The organism is Marinimicrobium locisalis (genome assembly GCF_039822625.1).
GTDB classification, from domain to species: domain Bacteria; phylum Pseudomonadota; class Gammaproteobacteria; order Pseudomonadales; family Cellvibrionaceae; genus Marinimicrobium; species Marinimicrobium locisalis.
The window spans coordinates 21,958-38,567 of the sequence record NZ_JBDLLG010000022.1 but is presented as its reverse complement, the minus strand read 5'-3'; the positions used below and the strand labels follow the sequence as shown (position 1 = coordinate 38,567).

Annotated in this window: 14 protein-coding genes and 1 tRNA gene; 8 read left to right on the top strand and 7 right to left on the bottom strand. The window is 60.5% G+C overall.

Translation table 11 applies throughout. The features are described from left to right. Positions 1 to 4 precede the first annotated feature (4 nt). On the bottom strand, positions 5 to 484 hold the full coding sequence (locus tag AAE514_RS14260) for a DUF6231 family protein (protein WP_347332225.1): 480 nt from the start codon (positions 482 to 484) through the stop codon (positions 5 to 7). Between the two features lie 168 nt (positions 485 to 652). Between AAE514_RS14260 and AAE514_RS14255 the strand changes: the two genes are divergently transcribed. Then, the gene (locus AAE514_RS14255; protein ID WP_347332224.1) at positions 653 to 3,106 is read left to right on the top strand and encodes a bifunctional acetate--CoA ligase family protein/GNAT family N-acetyltransferase; all 2,454 of its coding nucleotides are present in this window, start codon (positions 653 to 655) and stop codon (positions 3,104 to 3,106) included. Positions 3,107 to 3,124: 18 nt separating this feature from the next. On the opposite strand, the gene AAE514_RS14250 is transcribed toward AAE514_RS14255, so the two are convergent. Then, entirely contained in the window at positions 3,125 to 4,072 is a 948-nt protein-coding gene (locus tag AAE514_RS14250; protein WP_347332223.1) for a histone deacetylase family protein, read from the bottom strand. Positions 4,073 to 4,106: 34 nt separating this feature from the next. After that, entirely contained in the window at positions 4,107 to 4,826 is a 720-nt protein-coding gene (locus AAE514_RS14245; RefSeq protein WP_347332222.1) for a DUF1499 domain-containing protein, read from the bottom strand. A gap of 80 nt (positions 4,827 to 4,906) precedes the next feature. Here AAE514_RS14245 and AAE514_RS14240 point away from each other — a divergent pair, with 80 nt between their 5' ends. Then, positions 4,907 to 5,623 (top strand): DUF6445 family protein, encoded by a 717-nt coding sequence (locus tag AAE514_RS14240; protein WP_347332221.1) that lies wholly within the window; start codon positions 4,907 to 4,909, stop codon positions 5,621 to 5,623. 113 nt (positions 5,624 to 5,736) lie between these two features. Here AAE514_RS14240 and AAE514_RS14235 read toward each other — a convergent pair whose 3' ends face one another. Beyond that, a complete protein-coding gene (locus AAE514_RS14235; RefSeq protein ID WP_347332220.1) occupies positions 5,737 to 7,269 on the bottom strand; it encodes an alpha-N-arabinofuranosidase in 1,533 nt (510 codons plus the stop codon). Positions 7,270 to 7,476: 207 nt separating this feature from the next. Further along, the gene (locus AAE514_RS14230) at positions 7,477 to 8,256 is read right to left on the bottom strand and encodes a 4'-phosphopantetheinyl transferase family protein (RefSeq protein WP_347332219.1); all 780 of its coding nucleotides are present in this window, start codon (positions 8,254 to 8,256) and stop codon (positions 7,477 to 7,479) included. A gap of 231 nt (positions 8,257 to 8,487) precedes the next feature. Between AAE514_RS14230 and AAE514_RS14225 the strand changes: the two genes are divergently transcribed. Together AAE514_RS14225 and fghA are read left to right on the top strand one after the other, a co-directional pair. After that, the gene (locus AAE514_RS14225) at positions 8,488 to 9,600 is read left to right on the top strand and encodes an S-(hydroxymethyl)glutathione dehydrogenase/class III alcohol dehydrogenase (RefSeq protein ID WP_347332218.1); all 1,113 of its coding nucleotides are present in this window, start codon (positions 8,488 to 8,490) and stop codon (positions 9,598 to 9,600) included. Between the two features lie 12 nt (positions 9,601 to 9,612). Next, positions 9,613 to 10,452 carry an S-formylglutathione hydrolase gene (gene fghA, locus AAE514_RS14220; RefSeq protein ID WP_347332217.1) on the top strand — a complete coding sequence of 280 codons (840 nt, stop codon included), beginning with the start codon at positions 9,613 to 9,615 and terminating at the stop codon, positions 10,450 to 10,452. 282 nt (positions 10,453 to 10,734) lie between these two features. On the opposite strand, the gene AAE514_RS14215 is transcribed toward fghA, so the two are convergent. Continuing rightward, positions 10,735 to 10,811 (bottom strand) — tRNA-Ile (locus AAE514_RS14215). Between the two features lie 232 nt (positions 10,812 to 11,043). Here AAE514_RS14215 and AAE514_RS14210 point away from each other — a divergent pair. Next, positions 11,044 to 11,940 (top strand): DUF3014 domain-containing protein, encoded by an 897-nt coding sequence (locus AAE514_RS14210; protein WP_347332216.1) that lies wholly within the window; start codon positions 11,044 to 11,046, stop codon positions 11,938 to 11,940. Between the two features lie 113 nt (positions 11,941 to 12,053). Continuing rightward, positions 12,054 to 12,944, top strand: coding sequence for an N-acetylglucosamine kinase (gene nagK / locus AAE514_RS14205; RefSeq protein ID WP_347332215.1), 891 nt, complete (start codon positions 12,054 to 12,056; stop codon positions 12,942 to 12,944). A gap of 97 nt (positions 12,945 to 13,041) precedes the next feature. On the opposite strand, the gene AAE514_RS14200 is transcribed toward nagK, so the two are convergent. Beyond that, on the bottom strand, positions 13,042 to 14,004 hold the full coding sequence (locus AAE514_RS14200; RefSeq protein ID WP_347332214.1) for a DUF4382 domain-containing protein: 963 nt from the start codon (positions 14,002 to 14,004) through the stop codon (positions 13,042 to 13,044). 224 nt (positions 14,005 to 14,228) lie between these two features. On the opposite strand from AAE514_RS14200, the gene AAE514_RS14195 reads away from it, so the two are divergent. Continuing rightward, the gene (locus AAE514_RS14195; protein WP_347332213.1) at positions 14,229 to 15,092 is read left to right on the top strand and encodes a DUF6502 family protein; all 864 of its coding nucleotides are present in this window, start codon (positions 14,229 to 14,231) and stop codon (positions 15,090 to 15,092) included. Beyond that, the gene (locus tag AAE514_RS14190; protein ID WP_347332212.1) at positions 15,089 to 16,573 is read left to right on the top strand and encodes a DUF5666 domain-containing protein; all 1,485 of its coding nucleotides are present in this window, start codon (positions 15,089 to 15,091) and stop codon (positions 16,571 to 16,573) included. The genes AAE514_RS14195 and AAE514_RS14190 overlap by 4 nt, the downstream gene beginning before the upstream one ends. The last annotated feature ends 37 nt before the right edge of the window (positions 16,574 to 16,610 follow it).

Below are 16,610 nucleotides of genomic sequence, written 5' to 3'. Positions count from 1 at the left end.
TCGGTTACCACCGCGCCTTATCCCACATTTCCGGGTTGGCCCAATACTTGGGGTTGTTCCACGTACGTTTGTGGTTGTAGCTGTCGATGTTGTAGGTATAGAGCGTAAGCTTCCTGTCGCCATCTTCCAGACGAGCCTGGCGTTTGAAGCCCAGGCCGATGAAGTCGCTTAGGGTCCAGCCGCTTTGGTTGTCCACCAGCACGGCGATCTGCCGGGTACCGTAGTTGCGCAATTGCCCGATCAGGGTCTGGCCCTGGGGGCGGTCGAGCTGCTCTAGCGCTTCGGTGACCAGAGCCAGGTCCTGGGTTTGGGGAAGGTTGAGTCCCTCGGTGGTGTCCTCAGGTGCGAGGCAGGTGATCTGGCAGTCGCTGTGCTGGGCTTTCCAGCGCTCGGCGAGGCCTTGGCCCGTTTCGCCAAAGGCGGCAATGGTCTGGGGCTCACAGCGATCGATCAGGTTGGCGAGGGCTTGTTCGGTTTCAGTCATGGCGCACCTGGTTGGTTCCAGTGTAAGGGGCAGTATCACACCGTTTTTCGAGTGCTGGCAAGGCGGTGGTCTGCGGAGGCCACTCGCTCCAAGGTGGTAACCTGCCTGGACTCTACGCGCCGTTGTGGAGAGTTGCTATCATCAAGGTTTTACGGCGGCGGAGCCTGCATGAGTCTCAAGCAGATCGACCAATTGTTGAACCCGCGCTCGATAGCGGTGATCGGGGCCTCGAACCTGCCCAACCGCCCCGGCAATGCGGTGATGCGCAATTTATTGCAGGGCAATTTTGCCGGGCCCATTATGCCTGTGACGCCAAAGTACCAGGCGGTCAATGGGGTCCTGGCCTACCGCTCCATCGCGGCGCTGCCCGAGGTGCCGGACCTGGCGGTCATCTGCACTCGCGCGGCCCGGGTGCCGGCGTTGATTCAGCAGTTGGGCAAGAAGGGCACGCGCAGCGTTATTGTGATCGCCGCCGGGTTGGACCAGCTGCAAACGGCCCAGGGCACCAACCTGCAGGAGCAGATGCTGGCCATTGCCCGGCAGTGGGGCGTTCGGCTATTAGGGCCGAACTCCCTGGGGCTATTTGTGCCGGGTATTGGCCTGAACGCCAGTTACGCCCATACCCACGCGCTGCCCGGCAAGGTGGCCTTTGTGTCCCAATCTTCCGGAGTCTGCGTGACCATTCTCGATTGGGCGCGCCGGCGACAAATCGGCTTTTCCCATTTTATTGCGCTGGGTGACGGCGCCGATGTGGATTTTGATGAGCTCATCGACTACCTCGGCCGAGACCCCAAAACCCGCGCCATTTTGCTTTATATCGACAGTATCCGCGATGGGCGTGCGTTTATGTCCGCCGCTCGGGCGGCTTCCTCCGGCAAACCGATTTTGGTGATTAAGGCCGGTAACTCGGCGGAGGTGAGCTCTGCCACCAGCCGCCAGCCCCCCGAGCGCCGGGGCGCGGATCTGGTGTACGAGGCGGCCTTTCGGCGCGCCGGTATGCTGCGGGTTCACGACCTGCGGGACCTGTTCGCGGCGGTGGAGACCCTGGCCTATGGGCGTGAACTGCGGGGAGAGCAGTTACTGGTTCTGGGCAACGGCAATGGCCCGGCGGCCATGGCGGCGGATGCGTTGGTGCAGCGGGGCGGGCACTTGGCCCCCCTCAGAGAGGAGGTTCAGGGCCAGTTGCGGCCTCTTATTCCCAGCGGCGGGCGAGCGGCCAACCCGGTGAACCTGTTGGGCGACGCCACGCCGGAGCTGTACCGGGAGACCCTGCAGGTGCTGCTCGACAGCGGTAAGCCGGACAATATTCTGGTGATGCATGCGCCCTCGGCGTTGCATCCGGGAGAGGTTTACGCCGAGGCGGTGATCGACGTCTGGCAGAACAAGCGCGGGCGCAAACCCAATCTGCTGGTGAATTGGATGGGGGAGGAGGCCGCTTATAACGCCCGCCAACGGTTTGCGGAAGCGGGCATTGCCTCCTTCCGCACCCCCGAAGGGGCGGTGGCGGCGTTTATGCACCGGGTGCAGTACCGCCGAAACCAGAAGCTCCTGTCCGAAACCCCGGACTCGGTCAGCGAGCTGATTCCTCACCACCCGGAACGGGCGCGGGAACTGATACGCCAGGCGCTTGAGGCCGAGGAATGCGCGCTGGGTGAGGCCGAGGGGGCTGAACTGGTGCAAGCCTACGGCATCCATACCCTGGCGGAGAAGGAAAGTGACCGTTACGGGGATGCGCTCTCCCTGCGCATTCAGGTTCGCCCCGATCCGGTGTTCGGCCCGGTCATTGCACTGGGCGAGGCCGGCTCGGTCTGGGAGTGGCAGCGCAACGCCGTAGTGGCTTTGCCGCCGCTGAACATGGCCCTGGCCCGCTACCTGGTGATTCAGGCGCTGGCGGAGGGAAAAATTCGCGAACGCCACCAGTCCATTGAGCGCCACTCACTGTGTTTGTTGTTGAGCCAGGTAAGCCAGCTGGTGGTGGACAACCCCGAGCTGGCGGAACTGGACCTCAACCCGGTGGCCATGCGCAGCGGCGTCTATACCGCGCTTGAGGTATCGGTGCGCTTGGCGCCCGCCGCCCAGGCGCTGCCCCTGGCTATTCGTCCCTACCCCAAGGAGTTGGAGCAACGGGTCGAGCTTAAAGGCGGTCGCTCGGTGCTGTTGCGTCCCATTCGTCCGGAAGACGAAGCGCGTCAGCAGGCCTTTGACCGGGCTCTGAGCAAGGAAGACCGCTACAACCGCTACTTTGGCGAAGTGTCCGAGTTCTCCCACGAACAGATGGCTCGGGTCACGCAAATTGATTATGACCGGGAGATGGCCTTTATCGCCACCGAACGGGATGAGCGGGGCGATGAGGTCACCCTGGGGGTGGTTCAGGCTCAGATGGACCCGGACAATCAGGAGGCCGAGTTCGGCATCGCTATTCGCAGTGACCTCAAAGGCAAGGGCCTGGGCTGGCTGCTGATGAACAAGATGATTGATTACTGTCGGCACAGCGGGACCCGCTATCTGGCCGGCTGCACCATGCCCCAAAACCGGGGCATGGCCAACCTGGCCCGAAGCCTCGGCTTTCGGGTGCGCTATAACGCGGAAGAGGAGGTCATCGACATGCGGCTCGAACTGTAGCGGCGCCCCTGCATAGGGTTAGAGCTTTGCCAGCGCCTTGATGTGCACCACCGCGCTGCGTCCCAAGGCCGACAGGTGGTAGCCACCCTCCAGCGTCGACACAATGCCCCGGCAGTGGTGGGCCGGGTCGGCGTGGTCGCGGCTGTTGTCCACGAGGGTTCGTAGCTGCTCACTCACCCATTGATAATCCCGGTCGGACAGCCCGATGGAGGACATATCGTCCTCTTCGTGGGCGTCAAAACCGGCGGAGATCAGCAGCAGCTGGGGTTTGAACTTTTCCAGTGCCGGCAACCAGCGTTCGGAAATCGCGGCCCGAAACTCGTCGCTGCCACAGGTGGCCGGGAGGGGGACGTTGACGATGTGCTCGGCCTTCACATCAACCGGCGTGCCTGGGTAGAAGGGGTGCTGAAAGCTGGAACAGAATAGCACTCGGGGCTCGTTAAAGAACATGACCTGGGTGCCGTTACCGTGGTGCACATCAAAGTCGGCGATGGCGACCCGCTCCAGGCCGTGATGCTCCAGCGCATGGGCGGCGGCGACCGCCACGTTGTTGTACAGGCAAAACCCCATGGCCCGGTCCGGCTCGGCGTGATGACCGGGTGGGCGGACATTGCAGAAAACCGCATCGGTCTCCCCCGCCATGACCAGGTCGACCCCATGGGCCGCGGCGCCGGCGGCGTGTCTGGCCGCTTCGAGCGTGCCCGGGGAAAGATAGACATCGGTGTCAAAGGCGACAATGCCTTCCGAGGGGGCGGCCTGCTCCAGGCTATCCAGATACTCCGCGTCGTGGACTCGCAGCAGTTGCTCGCGGGTGACCGCCGGCGCCTGTCGGTGCATGACCAGCCCGTTTATACCGCTGGTGAGCAAGCGGTTGTCGATGGCATCCACGCGTTGCGGACATTCGGGGTGGCCCTCCGGCATTTGATGCTGGTGGCAACTGGGGTGGCTGATAATGGTCGCAAGCATGTCCGTTCACTCTGTCCGGTGGAAGTAAGAATAATTATAGGGCTTCCTGAAGCTTTTCCATGAAAAGTCGAATGCGCTGGGCATTGGCCCCCACATCGCTTTTACCCAGGCGGGATTTACTGCGCACATCCACTCGGCTGCCGTCCTCGTGAGGCTGAATGCGGATGACAATGTCATCCTTAAACCCAAACCAAAACGTGGTGTCGGTCGCCTCGATTCGGCTGGGCACTTCCGCGCCGGCGAGCCTCCACCCCTGACCTTCCACTACGGAAAGGGCGGCTTCGAACACCGCCTCGCGGGGTTGCTTCACCACCAGGGGTCGAATTTTCGGATAGGCCTCGCGTTGTTGCTGGGCGGTCTCCTCCCCGGCGTATTCCGGCGGGTTGGGGGCGTCTTTGCGAAGGGGCAGCACGGCGACGAACGCCGGTGGGTTCTCCAGGTCGGTGCTAATGTCGTGGATCGGCGGTACCGACTTTGCGGTCTGCCACTGGCTGAAGGGCAGGTAAAAACTGAACAGACCCACCACCGCGGAAATGGCCAGGGCGGAGGTAAAGCGACCGTGAGGCTTGCGCCACAGCGCGTAGCCAATAATCAGCGGCACGCTGGCAATGCCGACAATGGCGCCCCAGCGAAGCAGGGTAAACGCCTGCCCCAGCTCCAACCAGCCGTTGCGGTAACTGGGGCCGGCGACAATCACCAGAAAGAGAGCAATAAACCCACTGAGCACGGCAACGATGCCGAGAACTTTTTTCATAACGAGGCCTTGTTGTGGTTCGGTTGATAACCTGAGTACACTTTACCTCCCATTTTCGATCACAAACAGGTTGGCGTCCAATGGCCGTTGTTCAAGAGCCGGTTTTACGCCGGCACCCGGAGTGTCGCGTTCAGGTGGATACGATTGGTCGGGAGCGTCAGCCCGTGGTGTGTATTGATACCTTCCTCGACGGGGCCGATGCCCTGCGCTCGCACGCCATTGCCCAGGGCGGCTTTCACGATAATACGGGGTTTTATCCCGGCCTGCGTACCCCCGCACCGCGGGCCTACTACCAAGTGTTATACGAGAACCTGCCGGGGCTGATCCGCGAGGTGTTCGGGCTCGGCCCCGAGGAACTCGCCAGCGTGGAGTCCTCTTACTCCCTGGTGACCACGCCGCCCGAGGCGCTTCATCCGGTGCAGAGAGTTCCTCATTTTGATTCCAACAGTCCGACCGAACTGGCGATGATTCACTTTCTGTGCGATGGGGAGCAGGGAGGAACCGGTTTTTACCGCCACCGGCAGACGGGCTTTGAGACGGTGGACGGATCGCGTCGAGAGGCTTTTCTGGCGTCACTGGAAGCCGATGCCAAGTCAGGGAAGATCCCCCCGCCGAGCTATATCAACGGTGATACGGACCAGTTCGAGCGGATAGCCTCTTACGAGGCGAAGTTCAACCGGTTGCTGCTGTACCGCTGCACCAGTTTGCATTCGGGGAATATTGCCGAAGGGTTTTCGTTTGACGCCGACCCGGCGAAAGGACGATTGTCCATCAACACGTTTTTGTTGAATCGCTAAAGGAAAGGGCGGAGCCGGGCTCTGACCGCTGAGGCCTCGGCCCGATCCGCCCTACCGCGGGTTCGGTAGGGCGGACAAGCGAAGCGCATCCGCCACTCCCTCAACAAAAACGCTTACAAAGTCAACGTCACCAATGACTTCGCGGGCATGTCCACAATCAACTTGCCCCCTTCAACACGGGCGCCGTTAAACTCGGTGGGCTCCAAGTTGTTCGGCTTGTCAAAGGTGTTGTGGGCGTTCATGGCCTCGGCGGTCAGAATCCGGGCGGCACGCACGCTCGTCGCATCCAACTCTTCCAGCTCAATCTCCACGGTGCGCGCCTCGTTCGGATCGATATTGGTCAGGCTGATATGGGTGCGGCCCTCTTTGTCCTTGGAGGCAGTAGCACTGAGAGCGGGCAGGGCGTCGCCGTCATAGCGATACTTGCCGCGCTTGAGCTTGAACTTCAGTGCGGTTGCATCGCGGTGAACCTTGTACATGTCAAACACATGATAGGTCGGGGTCAGCAACATTTTCTCGCCGTCGGTGAGGATCATGGCCTGCAGCACGTTCACGGTCTGAGCGATATTGGCCATCTTTACCCGATCCAGGTGCTGGTGGAAAATGTCCAACGTCACCGAGGCGGTTAGCGCATCGCGCAGGGTGTTCTGCTGATACAGGAAGCCGGGAATGCTGCCTTCCTCTTGTTCGTGCCAGGTGCCCCACTCGCCCACAATCAGCCAGACCCGCTTTTCGGGGTCGTGCTTGTCCATCATTTTCTTGTGGCCGGCAATAATTTCGTCCATTTTGATGGCGCGGTCCATCAGTTCGTACCAATCGCTCTCGTCGAAATCGACCGCCTGGCCCTTGTGGGTCTCCCAGTCGCCCTGGATGGTATAGTGGTGCAGGTCCAGCCCGTCGATCATGTCCCCGGCCCGCTCCATCACCACGTCGGTCCAGTTGTAGTCGTCCCCGGCGGCGCCGGCGGCGATGCGGAAGGGTTTAACGTTTTCATAGGGGTGCAGGAAGGTCGCAAACCGGCGGTACAAGTCGGCGTAATACTCCGGGCGCATGTTACCGCCACAGCCCCAGCTTTCGTTGCCCACGCCCCAGTATTTGATGTTCCAGGGCTCTTCCCGGCCGTTTTCGGCGCGCATTTTGGACATGGGGCTTTCGCCTGGGTGGTTCACGTACTGCCACCAGTTGGCCATATCTTCAACGGTGCCACTGCCCACATTGCCCACCACAATGGGTTCGGTGCGCAGCTCGTCCACCAGGTTCATAAACTCGTGGGTGCCTACGGAGTTGTCTTCGGTCACTCCGCCCCAGAGGTTGTTCACCACGGAGGGGCGTTCATCCTTGGGGCCGACACCGTCCTGCCAGAAATAGTAATCGGCAAAGCAGCCACCGGGCCAGCGCAGGTTAGGGATGCCCAGCTCGTTGAGGGCGTCGACCACCTCGTCACGGATGATGTAGTCACCGTTGCCGTCTTTTTTCCACAGGCCGTCGTAAATGCCACGGCCCAGGTGCTCGGCGAAATGGCCGTAGATGTGCGGGCTGATGGTGCCCACGCTTTCGTCGGTTTCCACGGTCATTTTGTGGGTGGAGGCGGCCATCGCCGGCACGGCCAGGCTGACGGAGAGAATGAGGGAACTCAGCAGTTTCATAGGCGATCCTGTTTATTAACGTCTTTATTGAAAGGCAAGCTTAGCCTCGTTTGTGGCAATAAAATATCATACGATAAATGCCAAACGCGAGCCTTTACGGAGCTTTACCCTCTGCGGAGTACCGGCACCGGCGGAGGGCCGGCGAGGGGAAGGGGGTAGAGGGCTGGCAGTGGGCACAGCCGCCAGGGGGAGGGCCCCGGGCCGAGCTTACCGAAGCTGAATGAAGTGCCCTTGGCACTCCAAGGGTTCGATGTCCTTGCCGGGAATGAGCTTATAGAACTGCGTAGAGGCATCCTGAGCCCGAGGCTGGCGCAGCGCCAGCGACAGGCAGTAATCGTCGTCCAGCTCGTAATGGTGAAATTGCCACCGGCTGGGGTCATCCTCCAGGGCGGAGTCGAATTCGGCGCTAATCAGCCCATTGTTGTCGATATGAAAGCGGGCCTTGTCCAGCCCGTTGGCAATACCCAGGCCGCGAGCCTTCAGGTAGGCTTCCTTCAGCGTCCAGAGACGGAAGAAATGCTCGGCTTGGCGCGCCTCCGGCAAAGAGGCGAGGGTCTCTGCCTCTTCGGCGCTGAAAAAGCGCTGGGCGAGCTCGCACAGGGAGGCCTGATGCTGTCGGTGTTGAAGATCGACACCAATGTCGTTGTCCACCGTGACGCCGATGGCCAGCCAGTCGCCGCTGTGGCTGAGGTTAAAACTCAGTTCGTTCATTGGGGACTGATCCGACAGCCGGGGCTTACCCCGGGCGCTGCGCTCGAATTGCCACGCCTTGGGCGGAACGCTGTCGGAGTACTGTGACAAACTGGCGCGCAGCGCGGCTCGGGTGATCAGTTGGCTGTCTTGCAGCGCCCGGCGCGAGAATGCGTCCACCCGCTGGTGCTCCTCATCGCTGAGCCATGCCCGATAGGCGCCGCGCTGCTGCTCAAGGTCAACGGTGCGCTGGTCCACCAGCCAAAGGTGGACGATTTCATTTGGCATCAGAATCATTTACTGGCTCAGGGTGTCATGAGTGGCTTTGCCATTGTTATGGGGGGACGGCTCCCCAAAATCAACTGTCCGGGGGGAAACGCCGTATCCCCTGACTTCGTGAACCCGAAAATTGGAAGCGGCCGGGAGATGGACCCTAGCCCTCAGGGTACCTACGTCCCGCTCCGATGAGTCGGCTTTCTCGGGTTTTAACCGCTACACTTGACGCATTGTTAAATGAAGGAGATGTTCATGATCCAATCACGTGCGGCCGTGGCCTGGGGGCCGGGGCAACCCTTGTCTGTCGAAACCGTGGAGGTTATGCCTCCCAAAGCCGGGGAGGTGCTGGTGCGGGTGGTGGCCTCCGGTGTCTGCCATACCGATGCCTTCACCCTTTCCGGGGAGGACCCGGAAGGCAACTGGCCGGCTATTTTGGGGCATGAAGGGGGTGGCATCGTCGAGCAGGTCGGCGAAGGCGTGACCGGTCTGGCAGTGGGCGACCACGTTATTCCGCTTTACACCCCCGAGTGTGGTGAGTGTAAATTCTGCCGCTCCGGCAAAACCAACCTCTGTGGGAAAATCCGCGCGACCCAGGGGAAGGGAGTAATGCCCGATGGCACTTCCCGTTTCTATAAAGACGGCGAGCCCATTCACCATTACATGGGCTGCTCGACATTCTCGGAGTACACCGTGCTGCCGGAAATTTCTCTGGCAAAAGTGAATAAAGAAGCGCCGCTCGAAGAGGTGTGCCTGCTCGGCTGCGGCGTCACCACCGGCATGGGCGCGGTGCTGAATACCGCCAAAGTGGAGCCGGGGGCGACCATCGCCATCTTCGGGCTGGGGGGCATCGGGTTGTCTGCCATTATCGGTGCGACCATGGCCGAGGCCGGTCGAATTATTGCCATTGATATCAACGAGCGCAAGTTCGACCTGGCCAAAAAACTGGGCGCCACTGAGTGCGTTAACCCCAAAAACTATGACAAGCCCATCCAGGAGGTGATAGTCGAGCTGACCGACGGTGGGGTGGACTACTCGTTTGAGTGCATCGGCAACGTCAATGTTATGCGCTCGGCGCTGGAGTGCTGTCACAAGGGTTGGGGCGAGTCCGTGATTATTGGCGTGGCGGGCGCCGGTCAGGAAATCAGCACCCGTCCGTTCCAGCTGGTAACCGGCCGGGTGTGGCGGGGCAGCGCCTTTGGCGGAGTGAAAGGCCGCACGGAGCTGCCCGGCATTGTCGATCAATACATGCGCGGCGAGTTCAAGCTTGATGACTTTATTACCCACACCATGCCGCTGGAGAAGATCAACGATGCTTTTGATCTGATGCACAAAGGCGAGAGCATTCGCAGTGTGATTCACTTTTAAGGAGGAGGCGTTATGACACTGGAAATCCAAAGCAACAACAAGTCGTTCGGTGGGTGGCATCGCCAGTATACCCATGAATCCGAGGTGCTCAACTGCACCATGCGTTTTGCGGTGTTTTTACCTCAAGCGGCCGAAGAGGGTAAGGTGCCGGCGCTTTACTGGCTTTCCGGGCTGACCTGTACCGATGAAAACTTCATGCAGAAAGCCGGTGCGCAACGCGTGGCCAATGAATTGGGCTTGGCGATTGTCGCGCCGGACACCAGCCCCCGGGGCGAGCAGGTACCGGATGCCCCCGACGGGGCTTTTGATCTGGGCCTGGGGGCCGGCTTTTATGTCAATGCTCTGCAGGAGCCGTGGGAAAAGCATTACCACATGTACGATTACGTGTTCCGGGAGTTGCCTCAGTTGATTGAGCGCGAGCTGCCCATTAACAGCGAGCGTTCTATTGCGGGCCATTCCATGGGCGGACACGGGGCCCTGGTCATGGGCTTGCGCCACCAGGATATTTATCGTTCGATTTCCGCCTTCAGCCCCATTTGCCACCCCATGGACTGCCCCTGGGGTCGAAAGGCCTTTACCGAATACCTGGGGGATGATGAAGGCTTGTGGCGCGAGTACGACGCCAGCGAATGGTTGAAAGAGGAGGGCAGTAAGTTGCCCATTCTGGTGGATCAGGGCGAGGCGGACAATTTCCTCCACGAGCAGCTCAAGCCAGAGACCTTAAAAGCGGCGGCGGAAGCGTCGGGCGCACCCCTTACGCTGCGCATGCAGCCGGGGTATGACCACAGCTATTATTTTATCGCGACGTTTATCGAAGACCATTTGCGCTTTCACGCGAAGCATCTGAAGTAATCGTTATCCCATATTGTCCGGGACTGGGGGCGTCTCTGAAATGGAGCTCGAATTAATTTGTCGAGCAGGTCCTACTATGGGGTCGCGGCAAGGGAGTCGGCGGTATTGTGGCCTCGAGGGGCCGCGATAGTTAGGGCAGGCGTCCACGCCGTGTATATAGGGGGATAAAAGCTCAAAAAGTCGGCTAAATCCACATTTCGGGGGGTGCTAGCCCACCATAGTTTGGCCTAAACGGGTAGCTTATGGTGTCAAGAACAAATAAAGGCCGAGGTGGCAGTGAAATGGTGGGCCCTGCTGGACTTGAACCAGCGACCAATCGATTATGAGTCGACTGCTCTGACCAACTGAGCTAAGGGCCCGGGTAGGGAGGCCGGCATTATAAAGACATGGGGCGGGCGTGACCAGCCCGAAGTGTCGTCCGATGATTTGGGCGCGGCAATTGGCCCCTGATGATTTTGTCGGTGCCAGGCTGTAGAGGTGGGAGGGATACTGTGCTACAAATAAAAAAGTACAGTGGAACGGGTAGCGGACACCGCCAGTCCATAAGACTGGTAGTATGGAACTGCAAGCATTGACGAAAAGGGTTGGAAAATGGCGAACGACGAGCAGCAAAATACGGAAGAACAATCGAACCAGCGGGGCCCGGTGGTCACTATTGCGCTGGTAGTGGTCGTGGTAATTGTGATTATTGCCCTCAGCGTGTATTTATTCGGTCGCAATGAGGAGGCGGAACCGGCGGAGCCGGAACCCGCACCGGTTCAAGCCCCTGAGCCAACCACTGAGCCTGAACCCGAACCCGAGCCGGAACCAGCGCCTGAACCCGAACCGGCGCCCGAGCCAGAGCCAGAGCCAGAGCCAGAGCCGGAACCGCTCCCGCCTCTGGATGAGAGTGACGAGCCGGTGCTGGAGTCGTTGGAAGAAGCCACCGACAATGAACAGGTGGACAACCTGCTGGTGAATGAAGAGTTGGTTCGCAAAGCGGTCCGGGCCGTTGCGGCGGCTCAGGAAGGCAAAGTGGTCCATGAGTACCGCCCGGTGGTCTCTCCGCCGCCCCCGCTGGCGGTGGCCAAGGTGGGAGAGGCTCGCACCGAGGCCGAGCAGGAGTACCGGCTGCTGGAGGAGAACTATCGGCGCTATGACCCTTATGTGGCCCTGCTTACCCAAAGTGAGCCGGAGGCGCTGGCTTCCTGGTACCAGCGCTATCGCCCGTTACTGGAAGAGGCCTACGATGAGCACGGGGCTAATAGCGGCAAGTTCCACGACTTGGTGATCAATACCATTGATGAGTTGCTGGCGGCGCCGGAGCCTCCGGAAGATATTCGGCTACATCGCCCCAAAGTCTTTTACGAATACCGCGATCCCGAACTGGAAGCGCTGTCAGACCTGCAGAAGCTCATGATCCGGATTGGCCCGGAGCACCACCGGCAGGTCAAGCAGGCGCTCCGCTCGCTGAAGTCCGAACTGGAGGCGCTGCCCGAACCGGAATAGTGACTCGCGCTTTTCGGCGAAAACCGGCCAGGTGATACTTGGCCGGTTTTTTTGTGTCTCGTGGCGGCGTTAACTGGCTTGCCGCTCGTATTTACTCAACAATGAGGTCGTCTATGGTGAGTGCCCCAGCCAATGAGCACTACTTTTTAGGCATTGATGGTGGCGGGAGCAAGTGTAGAGCCTCCCTGGCGGAGGCCGAAGGTTGTGTGTTGGGTTCGGCGCTGGCCGGCCCGGCCAACCCGCTGCACGGGCTGGAGCAAACACTGCACTCCATCGAAAGCGCCGCTTGCCGCGCGCTGGAGGATGCGGGCCTGCCGCCAAGCGCCCTGGCCCGCCTGGTGGTTGGGGCGGGCTTGGCGGGCGTTAATCTCCCCAGCTTGTACAAAGCGATTCGCGATTGGCCTCACCCGTTCGCCTCCCTGTACCTGACCACGGATTTACGAGTCGCTTGTCTCGGCGCCCACCAAAGGGATGACGGAGCGGTGATTGTGACCGGCACGGGGTCCTGTGGCTATGTGCGAACTGACGGTACCGACCTCCTGGTCGGCGGCCACGGCTTCCCCTGTGGCGACCAGGGCAGCGGGGCCTGGATGGGCCTGGAGGCCATCAAAGCGGTGCTGCTGGCCTCGGATGCTCTGGGGCCGCCGACGGCGCTTACCGAGTCTCTGGCCGAGCAGCTCCAAGCCCGTGGGGTGGCGATTGTGGAACGCATGGCCGGCCGGGCTTCCAGCGAGTATGCCAAGTTGGCGCCCTTGGTATTCTCCGCCGCGGAGTCTGGAGACTCCGTGGCGCTGCGAATTGTGGAAGACGGCGCGAGCTACATCAGCGAAATGGCTAGGAAGCTGCTCGCTTATGGGCCCGTTGCTCTGGCGCTGATCGGCGGCATGGCCGAACGTTTGACGCCTTGGCTCGCCTCCGACATTGCCGCGCAACTGACGCCACCAAAAGGGCCGCCCGAGGAGGGCGCGCTGTTGTTTGCCCGCCAGCAGCACGCCTTGGTCTGAACCGGTTGATACTTTCAACCTACCCATCTGACAGGCATAAAAAAGCCGCGAGTCCACAAGGGGCTCGCGGCAAAAGCGGCGCGTCAGGCCAAAAAAACTATAGAGCGTCGGCGCTGGCTTCGGCGTCCGAGGCAAAATTCACTTCTGTCGTTGTGTCGGCTTCTACCGTGGCGTTGGCGGTGCCGACGAAGGTCAGGCTGTCTTCGGCTTCCGGGTCATCGGCGCTGGCCCCGCAGGTGTAGGCCAGGGTGTAATCGCCTTCATCAAGAAAGCCCACTTCGTAGCCATAACCGCCTTCCACTTCGCTCACCAGTGCCGTGGTCATCGGGTCGGACTCGGTGCCGCGCACATCGCTGACGGTGGCATCCGCGCCGGTGAAGACATACACCGCGCCGGTTTGAGTGGCCGGGTCGGCGCACTGCTCGCTCATCAGGGTGCCGTCCACCGAGCCGCTGATGGTGCCGGAGGCGGTATTGTCGATCAGGCGCAGCGCGGGTTTGAGAATGGCGCCGCCAATTTGCTGGGCGGGAGGCAGAACCACGGACTTTCTCAAGTCAAAGTCGATGGTGAAGTCCGCGCCGGTGTTGGCGGTGACGGTGAAGCCGCTGACCAGTTTCAGTCCGGTTTGGCTGCCGCTGGGAACCCATAGCTCCAGTTGGCTGCCGTCGGTCATTTCAATGTAGGAGTCGCTCACACCGTCGGCTTCGGCGTTTACATGCAGGCGAATCCACTCGTAGTCGCCAGTGGGGACTTCTTCGCCGGCTACCAGATCTTGCGAGGCGGAGCCCTGCAGGGCGAGCAGGTCGATCTGCTTGGCTTCCTCGAAGGTAAATTCGATCACCTCGCCATCAGCGGGTTGAATGGAGACACCGCTGAATTCCACAAAGACGTGGTTGGCGGAGTCGATCGCCGCATCGGTCACGGCCAAGTTAAAACTGCCGGTAGTGTCGCTGGAGTCGTTGGTGCCGCCGGAATCGCTGCTGCTTCCACCACAGGCGACCAGGGCCGTCAGGGAAGAGGCGATCAGGAGCTGGAGTGGATGCTTTTTAAACGTTTTCATAACTTACCTCATTGGGATGTCATTAGGGTCTAAGTCCGGCCATTCAGCACGCTTGTACTGATATTCAGCTTTCTTCTAAAAACGCGGCTTTTAGAAGAGACCACACTTTAGAGGGCGTTTCGGATCCCTCGTAATCATCCATATTTGACACTATAGTCCCAAAAAAATAATTGTAAATAGCGATTTCGGTATTTTTATGAAAAATTTGACGCTATAATCCCAACATGAGCGACAGAACCCAGCGGGCGCTCGCCAGAGCCCTCTACAAGATGTTGCGTCCCATGGTGCGGTTGCTGCTGCGCCATGGCGTTTCCTATCGCTTGTTTGCCGACATCGCCCGCCATGTCTATGTCGATACGGCGCGGGAAGACTTTGCGATCCCGGGGCGTAAGCAGAGTTTGTCGCGAATGGCCGTACTGACGGGTATCAACCGCAAAGACATTGCCAAGCTGCAGGACCGCCCCCACCCTCTATCGGATGCCCCGGCGGAGAAACCGACCCCGGCGGCACGGGTCATCACCGCCTGGCTGAACGACGTGCGCTTTCATTCGGCCGAGGGCGAACCCGCCACGCTTCCGATTGAGGCCAACACCGCGAGCCCCTCCTTCTCAAGCCTAGTGCAGGAGTACAGTCACGATGTGCCGGTGCGTGCCCTGTTGGACGAGCTGGAACGGATCAAGGCGGTGACCCGCGACGGGGAGACGGTGGCGTTGCTTGCCCGGGGGTACATTCCCGTGGAGGATATGCAGGAGAATATCCGTATATTCGGAACGGCGGCGGCGGACCTGATGCGCACCATGGACCACAATATTGCCAAGGAAGGGCCGGCTCCCTTTATCCAGCGCACCGTGTCCTATACTCATATCCCTGAAGCGCTGTTGGAACAGATACGCCAGCGCAGTGCCCGGGAGGGGCAGGAGTTTCTGCTAAAGGTGAATGACTGGCTGGCCGATAGCGACCGGGAGCATACGCAGCGGGAGAGCCGGATTGAAGGCCCGGAGCTGGAGAGTCCCCGTACGGTCAGGGCCGGAATTGGCCTCTATTATTTTGAAGAGCCTAGCGAAGCAACGCGCGGAGAAGAGACATGAGACCAATTAGACACCTGGCCACGCCGCTGCTGGCAATGCTTCTCGGGGGCTGTCTGGGTGACAGCGACTCGGTGGCCGGTATTGAGGGGACGGGCAGCCCCGCCACGGTGGTGAGCGGGAGTGTGACGGCCTACGGTAGTATTTATGTGAACGGCGTCCATGTTGAAATCGATACCGCGGATGTTTCAGTGAATGGCGCGCCGGCCGGGGTGGAAGATATCCAGCTTGGCATGGTGGTGGATGTCGAACTGGCCGAGCTGGACGGTGACCAGGCCGTGGCCGATGAAGTACGGTACACCCGCTTGTTGCAAGGCTCAATTGAGAGCGTGACCGAGTCCAGTGATGCCCGCAAAGCGCTAAAGGTGCTGGGGCAGACGGTGATTGTTTACGATGATATTCAGTTTGACGGTGTGGCCTTTGAAGCTCTGTCAGAAGGGGTCGGTATCGATGTCAGCGGCCACGTTGATGACTCGGACCGCCTGGTGGCCTCCCGCGTCAGTGCCGCAGAATCAGTGACGCCTGAAGTGGTCGGTGTCGTGGAAGCGCTGGATGAGCAGACACAGCGTTTCCTGATCAACGATCTGTGGGTGAGCTTTTCGGGTTCGGATATCACTGGGGGTGAATTGGCCGAGGGCACCAAGGTTCGTGTGAGCGGGGGTGTTTTAAACGAAGACGGTTTAGCCGCCGAAGCCGTGTCGATCCTCAGCCGTCCAGAACTTGAAGACGGTACAACGCTTTCCCAGGAAGGGGTTGTTGGCCGCTTCGGTACTATTGGTGACTTTGACGTTGCCGGTGTCCGAGTGAACGCCTCCGAGGCGGAGCTCGACGGCACCGAAGCGCTGTCCAGTGGAGTCAGAGTGGCTGTGAAAGGCACGATGGTTGAAGGGGTGCTAATGGCCGAACAGCTTCGGGTGTTGCGTAACGGCGTAAACCGCATACGCACGGAAGTGGGCGCTGTGGAGGAGCAGGCGGGCGTTGTGACCCTAATGGGACGCGCCTACCACGTCACCGACCTGACGGCGTTTGAAGATGCCGCCGCCGGGCGGGGGCGCCACAGTGAATTCAACCTTTCGCAACTGCGAGCGGGGGATGCGGTGGAGGTGTTTGCGTTCTACCGGGGCGAAGAACTGGTGGTGACCCGCATTAAGCGCTTGGAGCCCGCGGACCAAAGGATTGAGATCAGAGGACCGGTAACGGCGATTTATCCAGAGAATCAAAGCATTCGCGTGACGGGTGTAACCGTCTGGTTGAACGGTGCGGAAGGGGCGGAGCTTCTGAGCGAGCTCCGCCGGGGCGACCAGGTCCAGGTGGAAGGTCAGTTAACCGGCCAGGAGCAACTGGAGGCCAGTTCCCTGCGGTTGTCGGAGCTACCGGCCAATGCCAAGGGTGGGTGTCCTGATTTTGTGCCGCAGTGCGGCGGCCGGCCGGACGTCGGTGCGGGCGGCGGCCCCGGTACTCAGGAACAGGCTCTACGCTTCTGAGTAGCGGGTGGCTGAAAGCTACCGACATGCTTGCGGG

Coding starts and splice junctions, on each gene's coding strand:
- nagK (WP_347332215.1), top strand. CDS start 12,054: ATGGTGAGTGCCCCAGCCAATGAGCACTACTTTTTAGGCATTGATGGT.
- fghA (WP_347332217.1), top strand. CDS start 9,613: ATGACACTGGAAATCCAAAGCAACAACAAGTCGTTCGGTGGGTGGCAT.
- AAE514_RS14195 (WP_347332213.1), top strand. CDS start 14,229: ATGAGCGACAGAACCCAGCGGGCGCTCGCCAGAGCCCTCTACAAGATG.
- AAE514_RS14235 (WP_347332220.1), bottom strand. CDS start 7,269: ATGAAACTGCTGAGTTCCCTCATTCTCTCCGTCAGCCTGGCCGTGCCG.
- AAE514_RS14210 (WP_347332216.1), top strand. CDS start 11,044: ATGGCGAACGACGAGCAGCAAAATACGGAAGAACAATCGAACCAGCGG.
- AAE514_RS14250 (WP_347332223.1), bottom strand. CDS start 4,072: ATGCTTGCGACCATTATCAGCCACCCCAGTTGCCACCAGCATCAAATG.
- AAE514_RS14200 (WP_347332214.1), bottom strand. CDS start 14,004: ATGAAAACGTTTAAAAAGCATCCACTCCAGCTCCTGATCGCCTCTTCC.
- AAE514_RS14230 (WP_347332219.1), bottom strand. CDS start 8,256: ATGATTCTGATGCCAAATGAAATCGTCCACCTTTGGCTGGTGGACCAG.
- AAE514_RS14245 (WP_347332222.1), bottom strand. CDS start 4,826: ATGAAAAAAGTTCTCGGCATCGTTGCCGTGCTCAGTGGGTTTATTGCT.
- AAE514_RS14190 (WP_347332212.1), top strand. CDS start 15,089: ATGAGACCAATTAGACACCTGGCCACGCCGCTGCTGGCAATGCTTCTC.
- AAE514_RS14260 (WP_347332225.1), bottom strand. CDS start 484: ATGACTGAAACCGAACAAGCCCTCGCCAACCTGATCGATCGCTGTGAG.
- AAE514_RS14225 (WP_347332218.1), top strand. CDS start 8,488: ATGATCCAATCACGTGCGGCCGTGGCCTGGGGGCCGGGGCAACCCTTG.
- AAE514_RS14240 (WP_347332221.1), top strand. CDS start 4,907: ATGGCCGTTGTTCAAGAGCCGGTTTTACGCCGGCACCCGGAGTGTCGC.
- AAE514_RS14255 (WP_347332224.1), top strand. CDS start 653: ATGAGTCTCAAGCAGATCGACCAATTGTTGAACCCGCGCTCGATAGCG.